18 protein-coding genes and 1 pseudogene are annotated in these 21,839 nt (G+C 39.7%); 5 read left to right on the top strand and 14 right to left on the bottom strand.

All coding sequences use genetic code 11. The features are described from left to right. Positions 1–274: 274 nt before the first annotated feature. Positions 275–343: pseudogene (locus G8E00_RS16515) on the top strand (YHYH domain-containing protein); the annotation flags it as partial. A 53-nt stretch (positions 344–396) separates the two neighbouring features. Here the strand turns inward: G8E00_RS16515 and G8E00_RS02045 are convergent. Continuing rightward, the gene (locus G8E00_RS02045) at positions 397–1,272 is read right to left on the bottom strand and encodes an acyl-CoA thioesterase (protein ID WP_166008629.1); all 876 of its coding nucleotides are present in this window, start codon (positions 1,270–1,272) and stop codon (positions 397–399) included. Between the two features lie 308 nt (positions 1,273–1,580). Between G8E00_RS02045 and plsB the strand changes: the two genes are divergently transcribed. Continuing rightward, positions 1,581–4,154 (top strand): glycerol-3-phosphate 1-O-acyltransferase PlsB, encoded by a 2,574-nt coding sequence (gene plsB / locus G8E00_RS02040; RefSeq protein WP_166221665.1) that lies wholly within the window; start codon positions 1,581–1,583, stop codon positions 4,152–4,154. A 95-nt stretch (positions 4,155–4,249) separates the two neighbouring features. Here plsB and G8E00_RS02035 read toward each other — a convergent pair whose 3' ends face one another. The 3 genes from G8E00_RS02035 to G8E00_RS02025 all read right to left on the bottom strand — a co-directional run bounded on the left by G8E00_RS02035 (position 4,250) and on the right by G8E00_RS02025 (position 7,426). Continuing rightward, complete coding sequence (locus tag G8E00_RS02035; protein ID WP_166221663.1) at positions 4,250–5,458, bottom strand: hypothetical protein; 1,209 nt, start codon at positions 5,456–5,458, stop codon at positions 4,250–4,252. Between the two features lie 75 nt (positions 5,459–5,533). Then, positions 5,534–6,403 (bottom strand): IS982 family transposase, encoded by an 870-nt coding sequence (locus tag G8E00_RS02030; protein ID WP_166226357.1) that lies wholly within the window; start codon positions 6,401–6,403, stop codon positions 5,534–5,536. A gap of 264 nt (positions 6,404–6,667) precedes the next feature. Further along, positions 6,668–7,426: an NAD(P)H-binding protein gene (locus G8E00_RS02025; protein ID WP_166221661.1), complete on the bottom strand. Its 759-nt coding sequence runs from the start codon at positions 7,424–7,426 to the stop codon at positions 6,668–6,670. A 45-nt stretch (positions 7,427–7,471) separates the two neighbouring features. Between G8E00_RS02025 and recG the strand changes: the two genes are divergently transcribed. Both recG and G8E00_RS02015 read left to right on the top strand, forming a co-directional pair. Next, positions 7,472–9,517 carry an ATP-dependent DNA helicase RecG gene (recG, locus tag G8E00_RS02020; RefSeq protein WP_166221658.1) on the top strand — a complete coding sequence of 682 codons (2,046 nt, stop codon included), beginning with the start codon at positions 7,472–7,474 and terminating at the stop codon, positions 9,515–9,517. 128 nt (positions 9,518–9,645) lie between these two features. Next, the gene (locus tag G8E00_RS02015) at positions 9,646–10,278 is read left to right on the top strand and encodes a ComF family protein (protein ID WP_166008634.1); all 633 of its coding nucleotides are present in this window, start codon (positions 9,646–9,648) and stop codon (positions 10,276–10,278) included. A gap of 44 nt (positions 10,279–10,322) precedes the next feature. Here the strand turns inward: G8E00_RS02015 and G8E00_RS02010 are convergent, their stop codons facing one another. Next, positions 10,323–10,727 carry an NUDIX hydrolase gene (locus tag G8E00_RS02010; RefSeq protein WP_166221656.1) on the bottom strand — a complete coding sequence of 135 codons (405 nt, stop codon included), beginning with the start codon at positions 10,725–10,727 and terminating at the stop codon, positions 10,323–10,325. Continuing rightward, positions 10,724–11,323 (bottom strand): LOG family protein, encoded by a 600-nt coding sequence (locus tag G8E00_RS02005; RefSeq protein WP_166221654.1) that lies wholly within the window; start codon positions 11,321–11,323, stop codon positions 10,724–10,726. Before G8E00_RS02005 ends, G8E00_RS02010 begins: the two co-directional genes overlap by 4 nt. Before the next feature lie 159 nt (positions 11,324–11,482). On the opposite strand from G8E00_RS02005, the gene G8E00_RS02000 reads away from it, so the two are divergent. Further along, positions 11,483–12,496 carry a CorA family divalent cation transporter gene (locus G8E00_RS02000; RefSeq protein WP_166008637.1) on the top strand — a complete coding sequence of 338 codons (1,014 nt, stop codon included), beginning with the start codon at positions 11,483–11,485 and terminating at the stop codon, positions 12,494–12,496. Between the two features lie 116 nt (positions 12,497–12,612). Here the strand turns inward: G8E00_RS02000 and G8E00_RS01995 are convergent, their stop codons facing one another. The 8 genes from G8E00_RS01995 to dxs form a co-directional block, all read right to left on the bottom strand. Next, the gene (locus tag G8E00_RS01995) at positions 12,613–12,900 is read right to left on the bottom strand and encodes an STAS domain-containing protein (RefSeq protein WP_166221652.1); all 288 of its coding nucleotides are present in this window, start codon (positions 12,898–12,900) and stop codon (positions 12,613–12,615) included. Positions 12,901–12,922: 22 nt separating this feature from the next. After that, positions 12,923–13,558: an MlaC/ttg2D family ABC transporter substrate-binding protein gene (locus tag G8E00_RS01990; RefSeq protein WP_166008639.1), complete on the bottom strand. Its 636-nt coding sequence runs from the start codon at positions 13,556–13,558 to the stop codon at positions 12,923–12,925. Between the two features lie 18 nt (positions 13,559–13,576). Further along, the gene (mlaD, locus tag G8E00_RS01985) at positions 13,577–14,260 is read right to left on the bottom strand and encodes an outer membrane lipid asymmetry maintenance protein MlaD (RefSeq protein ID WP_166221650.1); all 684 of its coding nucleotides are present in this window, start codon (positions 14,258–14,260) and stop codon (positions 13,577–13,579) included. Then, positions 14,260–15,039, bottom strand: a complete 780-nt coding sequence (gene mlaE, locus G8E00_RS01980; RefSeq protein ID WP_166008641.1) for a lipid asymmetry maintenance ABC transporter permease subunit MlaE — start codon at positions 15,037–15,039, stop codon at positions 14,260–14,262. Before mlaE ends, mlaD begins: the two co-directional genes overlap by 1 nt. Continuing rightward, positions 15,036–15,854 carry an ABC transporter ATP-binding protein gene (locus G8E00_RS01975; RefSeq protein WP_166008642.1) on the bottom strand — a complete coding sequence of 273 codons (819 nt, stop codon included), beginning with the start codon at positions 15,852–15,854 and terminating at the stop codon, positions 15,036–15,038. The genes mlaE and G8E00_RS01975 overlap by 4 nt, the downstream gene beginning before the upstream one ends. Before the next feature lie 455 nt (positions 15,855–16,309). Further along, positions 16,310–18,160, bottom strand: coding sequence for a DEAD/DEAH box helicase (locus tag G8E00_RS01970; protein WP_166009004.1), 1,851 nt, complete (start codon positions 18,158–18,160; stop codon positions 16,310–16,312). 749 nt (positions 18,161–18,909) lie between these two features. Continuing rightward, positions 18,910–19,740, bottom strand: coding sequence for an inositol monophosphatase family protein (locus tag G8E00_RS01965; RefSeq protein WP_166008643.1), 831 nt, complete (start codon positions 19,738–19,740; stop codon positions 18,910–18,912). A 119-nt stretch (positions 19,741–19,859) separates the two neighbouring features. Beyond that, complete coding sequence (gene dxs / locus G8E00_RS01960) at positions 19,860–21,764, bottom strand: 1-deoxy-D-xylulose-5-phosphate synthase (protein WP_166221648.1); 1,905 nt, start codon at positions 21,762–21,764, stop codon at positions 19,860–19,862. Between the last annotated feature and the right edge of the window lie 75 nt (positions 21,765–21,839).

Here is a 21,839-nt window from a genome sequence, read left to right as displayed (position 1 = left end):
TGAGCAAACTATGCCATGTGGTTGATTTTGAATCGAGCGTTATTTTGTGAGAAGCAATGCATAAAAAATAAAATACCAAGCCTGATCAGCTCAAATGCTCAAATTGATAGAAAAAATTATCTTTGAAATCATCTTGTGCTCAAGTTACAAAATAAAGTCTGATGATTTAAAGATTTAAATTATCTATGTGGGAAAAATTAAATTGAAAAAACGAATTTTAATAAATGTCGTATGTATTTTTTCTAGCATGCTATGTACGTCTTAGGCTTTTGCTCACTCAGGTGGTACATATTCAAAAGGTTGTCACACTCAGCGTAGCACTGGCAACTACCACTGCCATTAATAAATAAACCCTTCAATCATGAAGGGTTTATTTTACATCAATCGGAAAATGTACTACTGCGTTTCGATTTCACGTAAACGCATCAAACCTTCTTGTGTGGTACTACACACCAATTGTCCATTTTGCCACATACGACCGAAGTTCAAACCACGAGAGCTTGCACTTACCGTTGCATCCATGTCATACAGCATCCATTCATCTGCTCGAACAGGCTTATGGAAATAAATCGCATGGTCAATGCTGGCACATTGCAAACTCGGCGTTAAATAGTTAACCCCATGTGGGCGAAGTGCCGACATCATTAAAGTATAGTCCGAATAAAATGCAATAATCGCTTGGTTGAGTGCCACATCATCTGCCACTTCAGCAGGTAATTTTTCATGGGTACGCAAATAATGCGCATATGAAGGTGACTCAGGTTGTGGTGTAAACGGATTACTGACCGATACTGGACGAATTTCGATATGACGTTCGCGCATAAATGCGGCACGAATATTTTCAGGAACGAAGCTGATGATATTTTCTTTCAAGTCCTGCTCAGATATTAAATCTTCAGGTGCTGGATATTCAGGCACGGCAATTTGATAATCTAAGCCGTCTTCAGGAGTGGCAAAAGATACCATGGCTGAAAAAATGGTTCGACCATGTTGAATTGCGCGGACTTGGCGACTGACAAAACTTTTTCCATCACGCAATTTATCGACTTCATAAATGATGGGTGCATTAATATCACCCCCATATAAAAAGTAAGCATGCAATGAATGTGCTGGACGATCAGTGGTATATGATGCTGCTCTTAAAGCTTGTCCTAGGACTTGACCACCAAAAACACGCTTACCCACTAAATTACGGCTTTGCCCTCGAAAAATATGCTCTTCGAGTTTCTCTAAAGTCAGTAGATCAACAAGTTCTTGGGTTAAATTTGTCATAACAAACCTATGCTGTATAAGATTTCTCAATTACGCGCCATATAGAGTCGGATGGCTCCATAGGCTTAGAAATAAATGCGTAAGAAGCGCTATTTTGCCATAAATTCAGAGCGAGGACTAAAGTTTGAATGACTATATTGTCACGATATGAATTTGCTATAATGTCTAAAAATACGATTTTTAACGATAAAATATACCAACATTTATGCAATTTGTTAGAAAATGACATATTGTTTTATGCATATTTTTAAGAAAATAATTGCCCTCATTCGCTTAAATGCGTAATTCGTCATTGGCTAGGAGTATTTATGTCCAAGAGTGGCTTTGGTCAAATGTATCGTCGGCTTTCGAGTAAGCTGCTTGACCTTGTAGTAACACCGCATGTTCTTGGAGAGGTTCCTACAGAAACCCCGTCTTCAGACACCCCAGCGACTCAGGCTGAATCACCTCAAAAAGTGGTTTGTTATGTCTTACAAAACTATTCTCGCAGTAATGCTTTAGTGGTCGATGGTGAAACACGCCGTCTTAAATTACCATCTGCATTAGATCCATTAGTTGTAGGTGATCACAAAGAGAAAGCAGCGGTGTTGTTTTTACAGCATCAGAATGAGACCAATTTACTCAATCCTCCTGCACACGCGTTCCCCCCTCGTTTACTGCGTTTGATTGAGCTCTTAGACAAATATCCAGACTACGACATTGAACTCGTGCCTGTGACGGTATTGTGGGGACGTTCACCAGATAAAGAAGACTCATGGTTTAAGCTGTTATTTACAGACACTTGGGCAACCCCAAGTACGTTTAAACAATTAATGAATATTGGCTTACATGGTCGCCAATCTTTTCTTGAGTTTCATGAAGCTAAATCACTACGTGAATTGGTCAATTATGCGCAAAGCACGCATCCGAACCTTTCACCAGCGACCTATATTGTCAATCAATTGAATGACTACTTAGATCGTCAACGTGAAGTGGTCTTAGGTCCTGACTTGTCTGATCGTCGTAACGTGATGCAATCTTTGATTAAATCTGAAGATGTCAAAGATGGAATTCGTAAAGAAAGTATACGTTCAAAAATCAGTTTGATTGAAGCTGAACGTCGTGCGATTGGTTATGTCAATGAAATTGCATCTGACTATTCACATTCAACGGTGCGTTTTGCCGAACAAGCATTGACCCGCTTATGGACACAACTCTATGACGGCGTTGAAGTGCATAACTTCAATACCGTACGTGAGCTGGCAAAAGATTACGAAATTATTTACACCCCATGTCACCGTAGTCATATCGATTATTTATTGTTGTCTTACGTGATTTATAACCGTGGCATGATGGTGCCTTATATCGCTGCGGGCGATAACCTCAATATGCCATTTGTCGGTCAAATTTTACGTGGTGGTGGTGCATTCTTTATTCGTCGTACCTTCCGTGGTAATGCACTGTATACAACGGTATTTAAAGAATATCTATACAGCATTTTGGCACGTAACACACCGCTCGAATACTTCATTGAAGGCGGGCGTTCGCGTACAGGGCGCTTACTTCCACCGAAGACAGGTATGCTTGCAATGACGGTTCACAGTCATCTGCGTGGTCCTGCAAAACCGATTGCTTTCGTACCGACTTATTTCGGCTATGAACGTTTGATGGAAGGTGCAACTTATGTCGGTGAAATGAATGGTAAGCCGAAAGAAGCTGAATCTGTGTTTGGCATCATCAAGACTTTACGTAAAATTGAACGAATTTTCGGTAAAGTTCATGTCAACTTTGGTGAACCGATTTTCTTAGACGACATGTTGAAACAGCATGGTGCAGATAAAATTCGAATTGAAAAGAATGATGATCCGATTCCGCAAGAAGTGTCTGATGCAGTTACCAGCTCTGCCAATGCGATTTTAGAAAACATCAACCGTGCTGCGGTCATCAATCCAGTGTCATTGTTGTCACTTATTTTATTGGCAACTGTAAAACACACCTTGGATGAAGAAATCTGCATTAAACAGCTTGATACTTATCGTGATTTGTTGACTGCACTTCCTTATGACGAACGTATGGAAGTTACTCCCCTTTCAGGTAAAGAAATCATTGCTTATGGTTTAAAACTGAAATTGATCAAGCGTGTGAAACACGTGCTGGGAGACATTATTGCGATTGAGGACAATCAAGCAGTTTTACTGACTTATTTCCGTAATAACATTTTGCATGCTTTTGTTTTACCATCGCTTATTGCTGCAATGGTCGAACATAACGGTAAAATCAGCAAAACAGATTTGATCAATGTCATTCATACACTTTATCCATTCTTAAAAGCTGAATTGTTCTTAAAATGGAAAGAAGATGAATTGGAAGATCAGGTGTGCAAATACGTTGAAGGTTTGGCGCAAGCACATTTGATCACGATTGATGAGCAAGGTGACTTATGTAGTCCTGCACCAAACTCTGAAGAGCATAATCAGCTTGAAGTATTGGCTGCGCCAGTGATGCAGAGTATTGAACGTTATTACATGACTTTGGCACTGATTACGCAACGTGGCTCAGGCAATATTTCAACCAAGCAGGTTGAAGATTTGAGTCACTTGTTGGGTCAGCGTTTGTCGGTGTTGTATGAGTTCAATTCACCAGAATTCTTCGATAAAGCTTTGTTCCAAAGCTTTATTAAAGTCTTGACGCAGCAAGGCTATATCAGTACCAATGAAGAAGGCGCAATTGTCTTTGATGATGCGTTTAAAAACATGGCGCAGAATGCGAATTTGGTTCTGGATGATGTGACCTTGCAAATGCTGCAACACATTACGTCGTTTACCGATGAAGAGTTAAAAGAAGCTTTAGATGCTGTTGCTGCACAGCAAGCGAAGAAGCGTTTAAAACGTAAGAAAAAATAAACTTTTAATCCCCTTCTCCCAAATGGGAGAAGGTTGGATGAGGGGAGCTTTCCTTAAAACCTCTGATAACAGACTTCTCCAAAAGACGAAATACTTTAAGAAAAGAAGGGTTGTACAAACTGAACCAACTTATCGTAATGTTTAGTCAGTTTCTCAATTACTCCTGCTACCTTATCTGTATTGTCTAATACCCCATGAATGTTTGAACTTGTATCTTTAGCCTCTTTTAGAAATTTCCCTAATTTTTTGAATCCACTAGAACCTTTGACTTCCTCTGGAGTTTTTTTATCCTTGGTATTATCCAATGCATTTTGAATATCACGTAACTGATTTTTTATACTCTCATCGCTTAACAAGTCTATAAGCTCATCTATCACCTCATAACTTTGATTAATTTCAGCTTTATAATCAATGTTAATGTTTTGTTCATTATGCAGTTGATTAATCACAGTGATATTCGGCTGTGGTTGGCTTAACGCTTGGTATGCTAAAGCTCTTAAATTTAGAATTTCACCATTTTTTAGTGCAATAATTTCTTTTTGTGACTCAAGTTGAAAATTAAGCATTCTAATTTGATTCTTTAGTTCTAAAGTCTGTATTGCTGTTGGATAAAAATCCTCGATTGATGTTTGTCCTGAAATCAAAAGCTCATATTCATGTAATGCTTTTTCTATGATTTCTTTATCACCATTTTCTGATTCAACAATCATTCGTACAGTAAAATCTTGTTGTTCAATTTTAACTGTTGCATTTTTTTCGGGGTATTTTTCACGTAGTACCGTTGCAAAATAACTTAAAATACTTAAACCTGCTTGATAATATTCAGGCTGAAAAGTTATAGACCTTACAAAACCACCTTTAGAATGTATTGCATTCAATAACTGTATTTCTTTCATTCTAATTTTTCTTTGATCAATACTAAAACCTAATATTAAAAAAGGAAAATCAAAATTTAAAGGTTCTATACTTTCTAACTGATCATAAATTTTGATTAATTCATTTGCATCACCGAATAGCACATCATTTCCAAAATACTTTTGATCTAAATCTTCAGTATCCTCATTAAAATAAAGCATTATTGGGATCGATAGCTGCTCACTATTAAAACCAGAAACCACATCCCTAAAAATCCAATTCATTAGTGAATTACTGGGTTCAGGCACATAATGCAAAGAAATTTTATTCTTGAAAAGACCTAATTTAGTCAAACTTCGAACATCATTAATCTTTACTCCTTGCTCCCATCCACAACTTCTCAACCCTTTTAAAATATGCTTATGTAATAGATCATAATAATCAAACATTGGATTATATTTTTTATTTCTAGAATGATATTCATAAATTATTAACTCAAAGTCTATATCTAACCCGAATCCTGCTTAAGCCGATGACTCCATAATTTGAATCGTTGGCTTATTTCGATGGGTTAATTGATATGCACATAACGAAGCATAAATTCCGCTGAGAAATCCATAAGTACTACGTGCTTTACTCGTCACTAAATGATATTGCCCTTTCAATAAGCTGAATAATGTTTCTATCTTATTGCGTTGCCTTAGGTGATATTCATCTGATGCACTGAGTTGAACAGATTCCATGTTCCTCCGATGATAATTAATTAAATCAATACCTTGAACTTGCAGCCTGCGCTTTAATTCTTGGCTGATGTAACCTCGATCCCCGTAAAGTTTTCCTTTTAGGCCATCAACTAATTGCTCAACCATTTTTATGTCAGCAACATGTCCATTCGATAAAGCAGAACAGGTAATTTCACCAAATTGATTCATCGCAATATGTAATTTACAGCCATAGAACCAGCCCATTGAGCTTCTACCACGTGATGCAATTTGGACTAATGATTTATGACGTTGAATACGTTGATTTTTACAAACTGGCAGAGTTGTTGAATCAATCCATAAATATTGTGTTTCTTGACCTTTCATCAGCGCCACATGCAAAGCGTGTAGAGCCAATTGGTGCATATTGATCAGATGAATCATCCTTTGATAGCAAGGCAAGTACTTAAATAAATAGCTTTTATCTTCTTTTAACCAAGTGAAAAAGGCTTTGAAATTAGTGAAATGAGAGGATTTATACCAAATAGCAATAAAGATAATTTCTGAAAGACTGAGTTGAGCAACTCGGATTCTTGAAAGTTGGCCATCTTGCTTGAGAAATTTCCAATAAGTTGCTTCAAATTGTAGAAAAAAGTCATCAATTAAGCAGAATAATTCGGTAATATTGAACATTAGGACTAGGGTTGTGAGTTTGGTGTGGTAACTCAACTGATGGCTCTAGTCCTTCTATTTTTCAAGTCAATTTCTTATCCGCGATTCGGGTATATCTAGTGTATTTTCTAAATCCAAGAGAATATCCTGAAAATCAATATTCAATTTTTCCCACGCATTTCGATAACTAATTACATTAGTGATATGCATCCTAAACTCACTTATTAAATATTTCTTAACTTCCTAAATTCAAATACTAATCAATCTAACTTACAATATATTTTTTTACACTCCCCACATCCTCTCCGCAAATATCCGCTTCCCTGTCTCCTTTTCACTTTCCAACACCAACTCAGGCAACCCCAATTCCCGCTGAACATCTAAAATTCTTTCATACAAAGGCGTAGGATTATTATCACTGCAAATATACGATTTTTCAGGATGTTTCACGTGAAGCAAGTGCACCAAGAAAGCTGACAAGTCGTTTCTATGAATTCGATTCGACCAATGAATATTTGGGTAGGTTTTTGTCGTTTCTGCCAGCTTAATCATCCGCTGACTTAATCCGTCATAAATTCCCGTTGGGCGCACCACAATGCATTGTTTCGGATAAGCCTGTTGCCAACGCTGTTCCATCTCTAACAATAATCGACCCTGCTCATCACAAGGCACTGGCACAGTATTATCATCTATTCTTTCACCGTTATTCTCACCATAGACACGTGTAGACGACACCACAATCACACGCTGAACAGGATGATCTTTTAAAGCCTGCACGATTGGCACAATACTTTCCACATAAGTATGTCGATATGCCTCAATCGAATTTTGAGTCGGATCATATTTCGGAGCAAGTAACACATAAACTATATCTACAGGGGCAATGTGCGATAAATCGAGCTGATGCACTTCCTGAATCAGATGCATGGCAAAATCATCCGTTTTCGGAGTTTGACTAATTGTGGTAATTTGGTGCTGTTGCTGAAATAATGTTTTAGCAACACGTTGGGATGTTTTCCCGTAACCGATAAATAGAATATGCATCAACTGACCTTATTCTGATCCATGACAAAATTAAGTTGAGGGGACATGGCTGCAGTCCACCAATTGCAAGGCGTTGGCAATGCCTCTGCTGCATTGCTAGAAAAGCTGAATATATTCACCACAGATGATTTGCTGTTTCATTTGCCACGTGACTATGAAGATCGTAGCACCATTATTCCCATGAACCAATTACAAGTCGGTCGCAGTTATCTGCTTGAGGGTAATGTGGTCTCGATTGATATGCCACCCGGTAAACGCAAATCGATGGCGATTTTATTGCAAGATGATTTCGGCAAAGTCACTTTACGTTTTTATCATATCTATAAAGCATTGATGGATCGTGCCAAAAGTGGCAATCGCTTACGGGTCTTTGGTGAAGTCCGTGTCGGGGCACGGGGTTTGGAAATGTATCATCCTGAAATTCAGATGATTACCGAGCATACACCGCTGCCGAAAACCCAGCTCACCGCTATTTACCCAAGTACTGAAGGTTTAACTCAGCCGAAATTACGTGAATACGTCAAACAAGCTTTAGAACAACATAGTGGCAATTTACCTGAACTTTTACCTGAAAAATTCAGCAACGGTTATGCGCTGAAACAAGCCTTGGATTATATTCACCATCCACCGACCAATGCCAATATGCTGCAATTGGCTCAAGGCTCGCACCCAGCTCAGCAACGTTTAATTATCGAGGAATTGGTGGCGCATCAGGTGAGTCTTCTTACTCGTCGTGCTTATATTCAGCAAATTACTGCGCCTGCATTTAAGCCGAGTAAAACATTCGCCAAGCAATTGCTGTCCACTTTGCCGTTTGAAATGACCAATGCACAAAAACGTGTATCCAATGAAATCATTAAAGATTTAAAGCAAAACAAACCCATGCTCCGTCTGGTTCAAGGCGATGTTGGTGCAGGTAAAACTTTGGTTGCAGGGGTTGCCGCTTGTCATGCCTTAGAAGAAGGCTGGCAAGTTGCCATGATGGCACCGACAGAGATTTTAGCCGAACAGCATTATTTGAATTTTAAGAAATGGTTTGAACCACTAGGTTTAACCGTTTCATGGTTGTCTGGCAAACAAAAAGGTAAAGCCAGAACTTTAGCGGAACAAAGTATTAAAGATGGCTCTGCGCATTTGGTGGTGGGCACACATGCCCTGTTCCAAGACAGTGTTGAATTCGCCAAATTGGGTCTGGTGATTATTGATGAACAGCATCGTTTCGGGGTTGATCAACGTTTAGCACTCCGCAATAAAGGAGCAAACAGCACCACACCACATCAATTGGTCATGACCGCAACACCAATTCCTCGAACATTAGCCATGTCGGCTTATGGGGATCTAGATACTTCGGTCATTGATGAATTACCCCCAGGACGTACCCCAATCCAAACGGTGACCATTCCTTTAGATCGACGTGAAGAAGTATTGCAACGCATTGCGAAAAACTGTGCTGAAGGTAAACAGGCGTATTGGGTCTGCACCTTGGTTGAACAGTCTGAAACCTTAGATGCTCAAGCAGCTGAAGCCACCTATGCTGAAATTAAGGAACGTTTTCCACAACTCAATATCGGCTTAGTACATGGCAAAATGAAAGGCGATGAAAAGCAAGCGGTCATGCAACAGTTTAAAGACAATCAATTACAGCTCCTAATTGCAACAACCGTGATTGAAGTCGGTGTCGATGTGCCCAATGCATCCATTATGGTCATTGAAAATGCAGAACGCTTAGGATTGTCGCAATTGCATCAACTTCGTGGTCGTGTTGGTCGTGGTGCAACAGCGAGTTTTTGCGCCCTGCTGTATAAAAATCCACTCTCACAAAATGGTCAAGAACGTTTACGCATCATGCGTGAGACCAATGATGGCTTTTTAATTGCAGAAAAAGATTTAGAAATTCGTGGACCAGGCGAATTGCTTGGCACCAAACAAACAGGTGATATGGGCTTTCGCGTTGCTAAACTTGAGCGTGATGACCATCTACTGACTCAGGCACATTATGTGGCTCAGCAAATTTTAAAAGATTATCCTGAGCAAGCAGAAGGTTTACTGAAACGATGGCTACCAGAAGCCCCAAGATATGCTTATGTTTAAAAGTAAATTATCGATTAAAATTTCAGAATTTTTATAAAAAGTTGAATACAATATGATTGATCCAGTGATTGATGTTCATTGGATCAATCTAATTTTAAAACAAATAAAAATGATAAAGAAAATAAACTATGTTCAATTTAGTCAATCATCTTCTGCATCGCAGTATTCAACGTATTTCGCCCTGTCTTTTGTGTGGATTAGATACACAACAAGCTCATTCGTTTTGTACTGATTGCTGGCAACAACTTCCATGGTTTAAAGATCAAATTATTCGGCATGAACAATCTATTGGTGTCGTATTTCATTATGAATTTCCTGTCGATCGAATCATTCAAAAATACAAATACGAACAGCAACTACAATATCAAATCTTCTTGATGCATAGCTTAATGCAACTCAAATTGGGGAAAATTGATGCCATTGTTCCCATGCCCATTTCGACTGAACGATTAAAAGAGCGTGGCTATAACCAAATGTTGGTCATTGCAAAATTATTATCGAAACAGCTCAAAATTCCTGTTTGGCAACCTGTTATTCGTTTAGCACAACATTCGCAAAAAGGCTTAACTCGGGTGGAGCGTCTGGAAAATATCGAAAATCAATTTCAAATCATGCGTCTTGAACGACGAAAGTATCGGCGGGTATTAATGATTGATGATGTGGTCACGACAGGAAGTTCAATTTTTGCCTTAAAGCAAGCTTTAGAGAAATTGGGTTGTAAACACATTGAAATGGCGTGTATTGCAGCGGCAGAACAATAGATTTCATCAATGACCATCCTTGGCCGTTGTGATGTGTAAACAAACTATGCGTGTGCAGATTTGAGGTATTGCTGACACCAAGGAATCACTATTTCTTTTGTTAAAGGTGCAATTAAAGTCTCGCGATCATCCAAATCGATCCATTTCATCTCTGCAATTTCTGCGTCAATTCGTGGTGATTCATTGAGTTCTACTTGATAGACATAACTAATCAGTTGATGATCTTTTTCATTGGCAGCAAGGGTTTCAAAACGCCCCACGAAGCTTTTTAAATTGGCTTTTGCGCCAATTTCCTCATGAATTTCGCGTAACATGGTCTGTTCAGGCAATTCATTGGGTTCAAGCTTTCCACCGACTTGCATAAAATATTCAGTCGCATTCTTACGAACCAAAAGCAGTTGATTTTGCTCATTTAGAATTATTGCAGCTGCAACGGTGATCTGTTTCATGTATCTAATTTCACTAATTGTTCACGATCTTTTACACCCCATTTTGGCTCAGGTGCAACATAGTTTTCAAACTGATTTAAAATATCTTCAATTGAGCTTGAATCAATTAATGCATTAGAAAAACGTGCATGGGTAAATGCTTTATCCGTTGTTAGTCGAATGAATTTAATCAAGTCATCATAAAAACCATTCACATTTAAAAAAGCACAAGGCTTTAAATGAATCCCCAACTGTGCCCAAGTCCATTGTTCAAAAATTTCTTCTAATGTTCCCGCGCCACCTGGTAACGCAATAAAGCCATCCGATAATTCTGACATTAACGTTTTACGCTCATGCATATTTTTCACGACATGTAGTTCAGTTAAATCTGGATGTGCCAATTCACGATCAACCAAACCCTGTGGGATCACGCCAATGACTTGCCCACCTGCTTGCAAAGCGCTATCCGCCACAATCCCCATTAAACCTGATCGACCACCGCCATACACTAAAGTTTGACCTTTTTCAGCAATTAAACGCCCTGTTTGTTCAGCAGTTTCAGCAAAAATTGAATCTGACCCCAAAGTAGAACCACAAAAAATAGCGATTGAATTCATATATATTTGACCCTCTTATGTTAATGTCTTGATCTAAAAGTAGACCGTTTGAGAAATATTTAAAATATTTTGCAAACTTATCAGTGTTCTTTCGTCTCATCCTTGTCTAAAATACACGCATCGTAATTAAACAGTACTGCGCAAAGGAGAAAAGATAAAATGCTTGAAGCCTTTTACCCCACAGAGCGCGGTAGCTTAGAAGACGCTACAATTAATGGTGGATTCGATTTAGATCCTGAACTTGTCTGGGTCGATTTGATTGCCCCATCGCAAGAAGAACAAGAATGGGTTTTGGAAGCGTATTCCCAAAATTTACCGACCTTAAAATCACTGGAAGATATCTCATCATCCGCTCGATTCTACCGTGATGATGATGGTATTTTACATATCAGCACGTATTTTTTAACGAAAAATAAGAATTATCAAATTGAAGGTGATCCTGAAGAAACGTCAAATATGTTGGCGACAGTTCAAACCGTTGCTTTCATTTTGCATAAAGATCGATTATTTACTTTACGTGGTGAAAAGCTGGTTGCATTCCGTGCCTTTCGTGCACGTGCTCGTCGTAATGATTACGACATTGATTATAAAGATCCGACTTGGATTTTACTCGGTCTGTTGGAAGCCAAACTCGACGAACTTGCGGATATCTTAGAAGATATCCACAAGGACTTAGAAACTTACTCAACCGAAGTGTTGAACGTACGCCATCGTGAACAAATTTTAGATCTTGACGACATGATTACCCGTCTTGCACAAAAAGAAGATGTTCTCGGAAAGGCTCAACTGTGCTTAATCGATTTACGCCGTGTACTGACTTTTCTATCACGTCCACGTGCTCTAGGCAGTCATATTTATGATGCAGATATTCGTGAATTGAGTGAAGACGTTCGCTCACTGGTCGAGCATGATGCCTTCCTTTTCCAAAAAGTACGATTCTTACTGGATACCACATCTGGATTTATTAACACTGAACAGAACGATACGATTCGTCGATTCTCCATCTTACCAAGTATGCTGGCACCTCCAATGTTGATTGCCAGTATCTATGGCATGAACACGGATGTACTTCCCTTTGCCAAAGGCACGACGAGTTTCCTCATTGTGGCTTTAATTATTGTGGCTTTCTTTATTGGTCCACTCATTTACTTCCGTGCTAAGAAATGGATATGAGCAAGCTTTAAAACAACAGCTTCAAGGCTACGCTTAAGCAAGTCTCATTTTAAGTACTTTCTCATCGATATTAAAAAAGCACCCTTAGGTGCTTTTTTAATAAGACTTCTTCACGATTAAATCAATTTTAAATCATGTTCTAAATGACAAGATTGGATAATCTTCATCATTTTTAATGGTACTGCTTTAAACGCTAAACCTTGTGCATCTGGCGTTTGGCGTAGCCAACGAACCAGCACAGCTAAAGCCAAAGTACTGCCATGTTTAAGTTCAGATAAATCTACCACTAGCGGGAATTGATTCAAATTCTGAATTTCTTTCAAGCCCAATTGATAATACTGTTCAGCATTTTCATAATCAATTTTGCCAGAAACATGTATTGCCTGTTGACTTGTTCGAATCATGTAGAAGTCCTATCCAAATAAATTATTTTTTCTTTTCTACCGCAGCTTCAGCATCTGGTTTGAAGTTAGCAATGGCTTTATTTAAGTCATTACCATTTTTCTTCACAGTCGCAGCAAACTGATTACGGAACTGAAGACCTAAATCGATTCCAGAAACGTTGATATTACGAATTTTCCATTGGCTACCTTTATCAGCCAATTGGAAAGAAACAGGGATTTTTTCACCCTTGTTATTAAAATCAATTGTTACCACAGGATTAGCACTGTTGGTTTCTTTGTATTGACGCACTGAATATGTTTGATTGCTAAATTTAGCAAATGAACTTCCATAGTTCTCAATCAACGTTTCACGGAAGTTTTTCTCAAACTGAGCACGTTGAGCAGGTGTACTGTTTTGAGGATTTGCATATGTTCCCATCACAATACGTGTAAACGCTTGAGAATCAATATATGGATCAAGTTGTTCACGAACAATCGCTTTAACTGCTGTTGGATTGTTTTGTAATTTTGTATGATCTGCTTGCAAACGTTTAATTAAACCATCCGCAACTTTTTTTACAAATACAGGTGGTGCTTCCGCAGGACGAGCAAATGCTGAACCTGCAACCAGTGCAGACAATATGCTTGCCGTAAGTGTTTGTTTAACTAAAGTATTCATTCATTTTTCCTCTCATCATTATTCAACAAATGACACTTCTGCCTCTGTTGATTTTTCCGATGCCGACTCGGTTTCTGCACCTTTTTCTTTATTGTTACTTGAGCTTTCGCCAGCGCCACCCGTCACAAATTTGGTAATTAAATCTTCAATTTCCATTGTGCTTTGGGTATTGCTAATTTGACTTCCACGCTTCAAATAATTCACACCACCACCAGGTACAATCTTTAAATATTTTTCACCGAGTAAACCATTGGTTGCCACCATGATATAAGCATCTTCGTCGAGATTTGTAATGGATTTCATGTTACCCAATAGTTGTTTTTCCATTTCTTTTTGTTTTTCTGGTGTAGCATTTTCGTAATCAAAACTATAGCGCAATTCTTCTAAAGCATTCTTTTGCACTTGTTTCATTTGCTCCGCATTAAAAGACGTTAGACTGCCATCCAAAGTCATTTCAACAGTCGCCAATCGTGTAATCGGATCTAAGGTAATGTTATCCACCTGCCCAACTTTCACACCACTCATCGCCACTTTTGCACGTGGCTTTATACCATTGATATTGTCAAAGGTTGCAGTCATTTGATAACTGTCTTGAATGGTTGTTCCAGCTAATCCACTCACTCGCATAGCTAAGAAAAATAGAGCTATACCGAATAGAATAACAAATATACCGACTGCTAGCTCACTATTACGTGATTTCATTAAACACCTCCGAACATGACCGCAGTCAACACGAAATCTGAACCTAAAACACACAGTGACGAATACACCACTGTTCGTGTTGTAGATGTTGCAATACCTTCTGACGTTGGCTCACAGTAGTACCCCTGATAAACTGCAATCCAAGTACAAAGCAAAGCAAATACAAAACTTTTTATAATCGTGCCATTAAAGACATCTTTGAAAAATTGAACCGCATTTTCCATGCCGCTCCAATAAGAACCTTCGTCAGCACCTAAAAAATCGACACCAACCATTTTGCCACCCATAATACCAACAGCAGCAAAAATCACGGCAAGCATTGGCAAGCTAAAAATACCCGCCCATAGCCTTGGGGAAATAATGCGTTTTAATGGATCAACCCCGATCATTTCCATACTGGACAGTTGCTCGGTGGCTTTCATTAAACCAATTTCTGCTGTTAAAGCAGACCCTGCCCGCCCAGCAAATAAAAGCGCTGCAACAACAGGGGCTAACTCTCTTAATAGCGTGAGTGAAACAGCTGCACCCAACATGGCCTCACTACCAAAAGTCACTAAAATGCTATACATCTGTAAACCGAGTACCGCACCAATAAAGAGACCAGAAACCACAATAATCAGTAGTGACATCACACCAACACGGTACATTTGGTACACAAACAGTTTGATACCAATCCATGTAGGCAATGAGAATAAAATTTGTAGCAACATGAGTGTTGCAACACCAATCCCCTCAACACGTTCAATAACGCGTCTACCCAATAAGGCGATAGCATTCATGAACGCACCTCAGCACTTAAATAAGCTTGATGGCTAAATTGATAATCCACAGGACCTTCAACAGAACCTGTCAGAAATTGTTTTACAAATGGAGATGAATGCTCACGGAGCTCAGCTGGCGTACCTTCACCTTGCACTTTACCTTCCGCAACGACATAAATGTAATCTGCAATTGAAAGCGTTTCTGCCACATCATGTGACACAATGATGGTGGTTAAATCCAAGGCTTCCCGTAATGAACGAATCAGGCGTGTCAAAACCCCCATTACAATAGGATCTTGGCCAGCAAAAGGCTCGTCATACATGATTAAATCAGGATCTAATGCGATGGCACGTGCTAAGGCAACGCGTCGATTCATCCCCCCAGAAAGCTCAGATGGCATCATTTGCTCTGCCCCACGCAAACCTACAGATTCCAACTTTAAAGCGACAAGTTCTGCAATAAGATGCTCTGGGAGTTTAGTGTGTGCGCGAATGGGAAAGGCGACATTTTCATAGACACTCATGTCTGTAAATAGAGCGCCACTTTGGAAAAGCATTCCCATGCGTGCTCGGGCAGAAAATAATTCCTGACGTGACATTTTGGCAATATTTTTTCCATCTAGAAGCACTTCGCCAGAATCTGGGATCAATTGTCCCCCAATCAGTCGAAGTAGTGTTGTTTTACCTGTTCCAGATGGCCCCATTATGGCGGTGATTTGTCCACGGCGTATGGTTAAATTCACCTGATCATAAATCACACGATCTCCTCGATTAAAGCTCAAATTTTTGACTTCTATAAGAGCTTCAGTTGCGGGAGCGATTTGACTAGTCATAGCTGAAAGTTTTCCTGCGTTTTATCAGCTTGGATATATGTATACTGAATTTGCTGAATTATATTTTATCTAACATGAATGTATAGTATTCATATTGTAGCATTTTTATGCAGGACACAATGCCAGTCAGATCTTTTATTTTTTAGCGAATTTTAATATTTATTGTTTTTTATTATATATTTATTTTGAAATTTCGTTTTTTATTAATTAAAAAGATTAAACAACTGAGCCATAAATAAATAAAGCGCCGTTTAGAACAATCAATATCCCAAATAGGTAACGCATGAGAATTCCTAAATCAATTTGTTCAAATATCATCACGAAAGCCTTTTAATCATATAATTATCAATTTTGCCACAAAGTATGACTTAGTTCACGTTTTATTGTATCAGATCAAAATAAATATGCAATAAAAAAACCAGTCAATTGACTGGTTTTTTAAAAATAACTAAGAATTAGTCATTGAATTTACGACGTGGACGGTCTTCACCACCTTCACGGCGTGGACGGTCTGAGTTGAATTCACGTTTTGGACGGTCATCACCAAAAGTACGTTTTGGACGATCATCGAAAGAACGTTGTGGACGATCACCGAAACCACCTTCACGACGTGGAGCTGGACGATCACCGAAATCACGCTTAGGACGATCACCAAAACCGCCTTCACGACGTGGAGCTGGACGATCACCAAAATCACGTTTTGGACGATCACCGAAACCGCCTTCACGTGGTTTGTAATCTACACGGTTACCACGGTTGTCATCGTTAGAACGAGGACGATCACCGAAACCACCTTCACGACGTGGTGGACGATCACCGAAATCACGTTTTGGACGGTCATCAAAAGAACGTTGTGGACGATCACCAAAACCGCCTTCACGACGTGGAGCTGGACGATCACCGAAGTCACGACGTGGACGGTCTTCACCACCAAATGCCGGACGTTCGCCACGAGGCTTGTCATCGAAGCTACGACGTGGACGATCATCACCGCCTTCACGACGTTTGAAGTTGCTTTCGCCTTCAAAACGACGACCGCCGCCATCACGACCACGACCACCGCCAAAACCGCCACGACCACGACCACCGCCATCACGACCACGACCGCCACCATCACGACTACCGCGTGCAGGAGGTGGAGATGGCTCAAGACCTTCGATTTCAGACACATTTAAACGTGCATCTAAGAAGTCTTCTAAAGCACGGATTTTACCGCGCTCACGGTAAGTCGCTAAAGTAATTGCTTTACCTGTACGACCAGCACGACCAGTACGGCCAATACGGTGTACATAATCTTCGTTCTTCATTGGAAGACCGAAGTTAATTACGTGAGAAATTGTTGGTACGTCAAGACCACGAGCAGCAACGTCAGTTGCAACTAAGATTTTTGCACGACCTTCACGAATGCTACGTAAACGACGGTTACGTACAGTTTGTGGCATCGCACCATGTAGTGCTACAACAGACATACCTGCTTCTGCAAGCTCTTCAGCAAGCATATCAGTGTCTTCTTGAGTTGAAGCAAATACTACCGCTTGGTCAACGTCTTCGCCGTTTAACCAATGCGTTAATAATTTTTTCTTGTGCTCGAAACCATCAGTCCAATGCAAAGTCTGAGTAATATCAGTATTTGTAGAGTGACCAGTTTCGATAGAAATACGTTGTGGATCATTCATCATGCGTTCTGCAAGGCTGATGATACGACCAGCGAAAGTTGCAGAGAACATTAATGTTTGATCACGGTTACCCGCCAAATCGCTGATTGCTTCTAAGTCTTCAGAGAAACCTAGATCAAGCATACGGTCTGCTTCATCTACGATTAATGCTTTAACTTGATCAAGTTTGATTTGACGACGGTTTACTAAGTCAAGTAAACGACCTGGAGTCGCTACAACAACTTGTGCACCTTTTAACTGTTGGATTTGCTTACCAAAAGGCATACCACCCATGATTGCAGCAATACGTACACCTTTCATGTGACGTACAAAACCAATCGCATCTTGGCTTACTTGTTGAGCCAATTCACGAGTCGGACATAAAACTAAAATTGAAGGTGCAGTCACAGCACGCATACGATCTTTAAAAGAAAGAAGCGTATCTTCATTACCTGCCAAATTATGTAATGTTGGAAGTAAGAATGCAGCAGTTTTACCAGAACCAGTTTGGCTTGATACAAGAAGATCTTTACCTTCTAAAGCAGCAGGAATTGATTGTTCCTGAACAGGAGTAGGCGTAGTAAAGCCTAAAGTTTGCAATGCTTGTTGAAGTGATTCGTGTAGTGGAAAATCAGCAAAAGTTTTGCTCATAGAGTATTTCACCCGAAAATGGGGTGCTCCATTAAATAAAGTCTGATGGACATCGGCAAAAAGCGGCACAGCAATAATCGCTGAAAATATAGAATCAGCGGCGATCCGAGAACGACGATGCGTATAACGCACACATGATTACAGCCTGAACCTGAAGGAATCGCTTAAGCGATTGGGTGGGGCGCGAAATATTGTCCTCTCGATGGACCGGACGCGCATACACAATATAGAAGAGAAATGTTCAGGTAATGAACGAAATTTAGTGCGTGGGCGGATTATAGCAGATTTTTTTATATTGTCATTAAGTTTTATTGCTTTTCTCATTATAGCCCTAATGAGATGCAAATCATACACACTTACTTTGTGTGTTTATCTTTATTTTGAACTTGTTTTTTCAATTTCAACTTAAATATAAATAAAAACCATATATAAAAAATATCAATCAAATTCATCATTTAATATTTAATTAAAATAAAAAAACATTATTAAAATCCATATTTTCAAAGGATATTAAAGTTAAGATCTCCACACTATCAATAATATTTGTTTGCGTTAAATTATTTTTAATAAATGAACTTTTAGTATTTAAAAAGAGCCTTCCCTCCTTTCAAATACATCTAAATATTAAAAATCTTTCTAATGACGCACAACTGACATATGCTTAAATATGATTTCGACTCCAAGAAATGATTAAACATTAAAAAAACCCTCACATGGAGGGCTTTTTTATCTTCACAAATTTGATCTGCTTATTTAGCAGCGTCGCCCCAAGCAGGAACAACAGCTTGCATTAATGGTTTAAGCATTTTCATAGAACAAGCCAATACTTGACCATTTTCCATAGAGCCAGAACCACCACGTGCATCAACCACAGTACCGCCTGCTTCTTTCACAATCAACTCACCCGCAGCGATGTCCCAAGGCTTCAAACCAAGTTCGAAGTAACCATCGAAACGACCAGCAGCAACATAAGCCAAGTCTAGTGCAGCAGAACCTGAACGGCGATATTGTGCGCCTTGCTCTGTGACTGCAAGTAATGACTCAAAATGATTTTTTGCATAAGAAATCACTTCGCCATTGCGTTTTTTACGGTATGCGTGACCTACAGATAAGAATGTATTTTCTAAACTGTCTTTCACATTTACACGAATACGGCGTTGATTCATCATTGCACCGCGGCCACGGCTTGCAGAGAACAACTCATCTTTCACAGGATCATAAATGACACCGTGTTGAGTTACACCTTTATGTTGAACTGCAATTGAGATACAGAAATGAGGGAAGCCATTAATGAAGTTTAAAGTTCCATCTAAAGGATCAATCACCCAGCACCAATCTGCATCGTGACCATTACCTTCCTGTAAACCAAACTCTTCACCATGGAAGCTGTGATTTTTATAGCTTTTACGTAGTGTTTCGATGGTCAACTCTTCTAAGTAACGGTCTACACGCGTTACCGGACCATCAATGCCTTTTTCTTCAACTTGCAGATCAAGTTTATGACGATTTTGATGCGCTTTTAAAAGCTCTTGACCAACTGTTTGAGCCGCACGCGCAGCCATCACCACCATAGGTTCCATTGAACACCCACTACAAATTTGAAGATACTGATAAAGAATAATGCATAAAAGCGCCCGCATTCTAACAAATGTGGACGCTTTTGGGGGAAAAATGTTTCTAAAATTTTATTGCGATTAAATTAAACCAATTGAACAACATTCAACCAAGCTTGTTTTATTGATTTTTCAATACCTTTGGCATCTAGACCACAATCTCTAAGCATTTCAGCATGGGTAGCTTGAGCCAAGAATTGATCTGGCAAACCTAAGTTTAGAATTGGTTTAACCAATTGCGCCTTCGCCAAATATTCGTTCACCGCGCTACCTGCCCCTGCCATCACTGCATGCTCTTCAACGGTCACAAACATTTGAGTAACATCAACAAAGCGTTGAATGATTTGTTCATCTAGCGGTTTCACAAAGCGCATATTGATAACACGAACAGTGATGTCATGCTCTACAGATAAATTTTGAGCCGCTTCAACTGCAACAGAGACTCTGCTACCAAAAGCTAAAATAGTGATCCCATCTTCATGCTGTGTATTAAACTCAGCCACAACTTCAGCTTTGCCAATTTCCATTTCTGTAAATTGGGTTTGAATGTCAACACCTAAACCTTGGCCACGTGGATAACGCACAGCTGCTGGTCCTGGATATTGATAAGCGGTATGCAACATTTGGCGACATTCATTTTCGTCTTTCGGCGCCATGATCACAATATTTGGTACAGTACGCATAAAGGCATAATCATACGCCCCAGCATGCGTTGGACCATCTTCACCCACTAAACCTGCACGATCAATACCAAAAGTCACATCCAAATTTTGCAATGCAACGTCATGTACAAACTGATCATACCCCCGTTGTAAGAAGGTGGAATAAATCGCGACCACAGGTTTTAAACCTTCGCATGCCATACCAGCAGCCAAAGTCACTGCATGCTGTTCCGCAATGGCAACATCGAAGAAGCGCTCAGGATATTGTTTCGCAAACTGAACCATGCCAGAGCCTTCGCACATAGCGGGTGTAATTGCGAGTAACCGTTGGTCTTGTGCAGCTTCATCACAAAGCCATTGACCAAAGACATCTGAGTATTTAGGTGCAGTGTGAGTTGAAGCCTGAGCATTCAGTTTGCCAATGGCATGGTATTTGATCTGATCTGCTTCAGCAGGTTCAAAGCCCTTGCCTTTTTTGGTGTAGACATGAACCAGTCTTGGTCCTTTACGTTTTTTAAGCGCTTCAAAGACTTGCACCAGATGGTCAACATCATGACCATCAAATGGTCCGAAATAGTCAAAACCAATCGCTTTGAATAAATTGTCTGCAGCATCAGTAGCTGAACAATGCAAGCGTGAGTTGTAATCCCACTCAGGATAATCTTGGATATATGCTGTACCATCTTCATGCAAATGGACAGACTGACCTTTTTCCCAAATGGCAGCCAGATGTTTAGCAAAACCGCCCGTGCTACACGAAATAGACATATCATTGTCATTTAAAACAACAATTAAATCTGCATTGTGAGCAACCGCATCATTCATGGCTTCAAAAGCCATACCCGCTGTCATTGCGCCATCACCAATAATAGCCACAACTTCACACGGATCTTTTTGATAACGACGTGCCAGTGACATACCTAAAGCAGCTGAAATTGCAGTAGATGAATGGCCGACACCAAAGGTGTCAAATTCTGATTCTTCACGAGCTGGGAAAGCAGCTAAACCATTTTTTGCACGAATCGTGGTTAACTGTTCACGGCGACCTGTCAGTGCCTTATGAGGATAGGCTTGATGACCAACATCCCAAACCAAACGATCTGAAGGCGTATTGAAGCAATAGTGCAATGCAACTGTTAACTCGATCACGCCTAAGTTTGCACCAAAATGCCCGCCACTTTGACCTGCAGCGTACAAAATGAATTGGCGCAACTCATCTGCGACTTGAACCAATTGGTTTTTCGCAAGCTGACGCAGTTGTATTGGATGGTCGATTTTATCCAATAATGGCGTAACAGGGCGCTGACTAGGTATTTCAGTATACAACATATGTGGCAATGCCTTCTAAAGCCTGGCAAATCCTAAGCTAGGTAAAATGGGTTAACTCGATTCGTCCATATCAAG

This window comes from Acinetobacter shaoyimingii (assembly GCF_011578045.1).
Taxonomy (GTDB): domain Bacteria; phylum Pseudomonadota; class Gammaproteobacteria; order Pseudomonadales; family Moraxellaceae; genus Acinetobacter; species Acinetobacter shaoyimingii.
The sequence above is the reverse complement of the archived record's forward strand: the minus strand, read 5'-3'. Positions and strand labels throughout refer to the sequence as shown.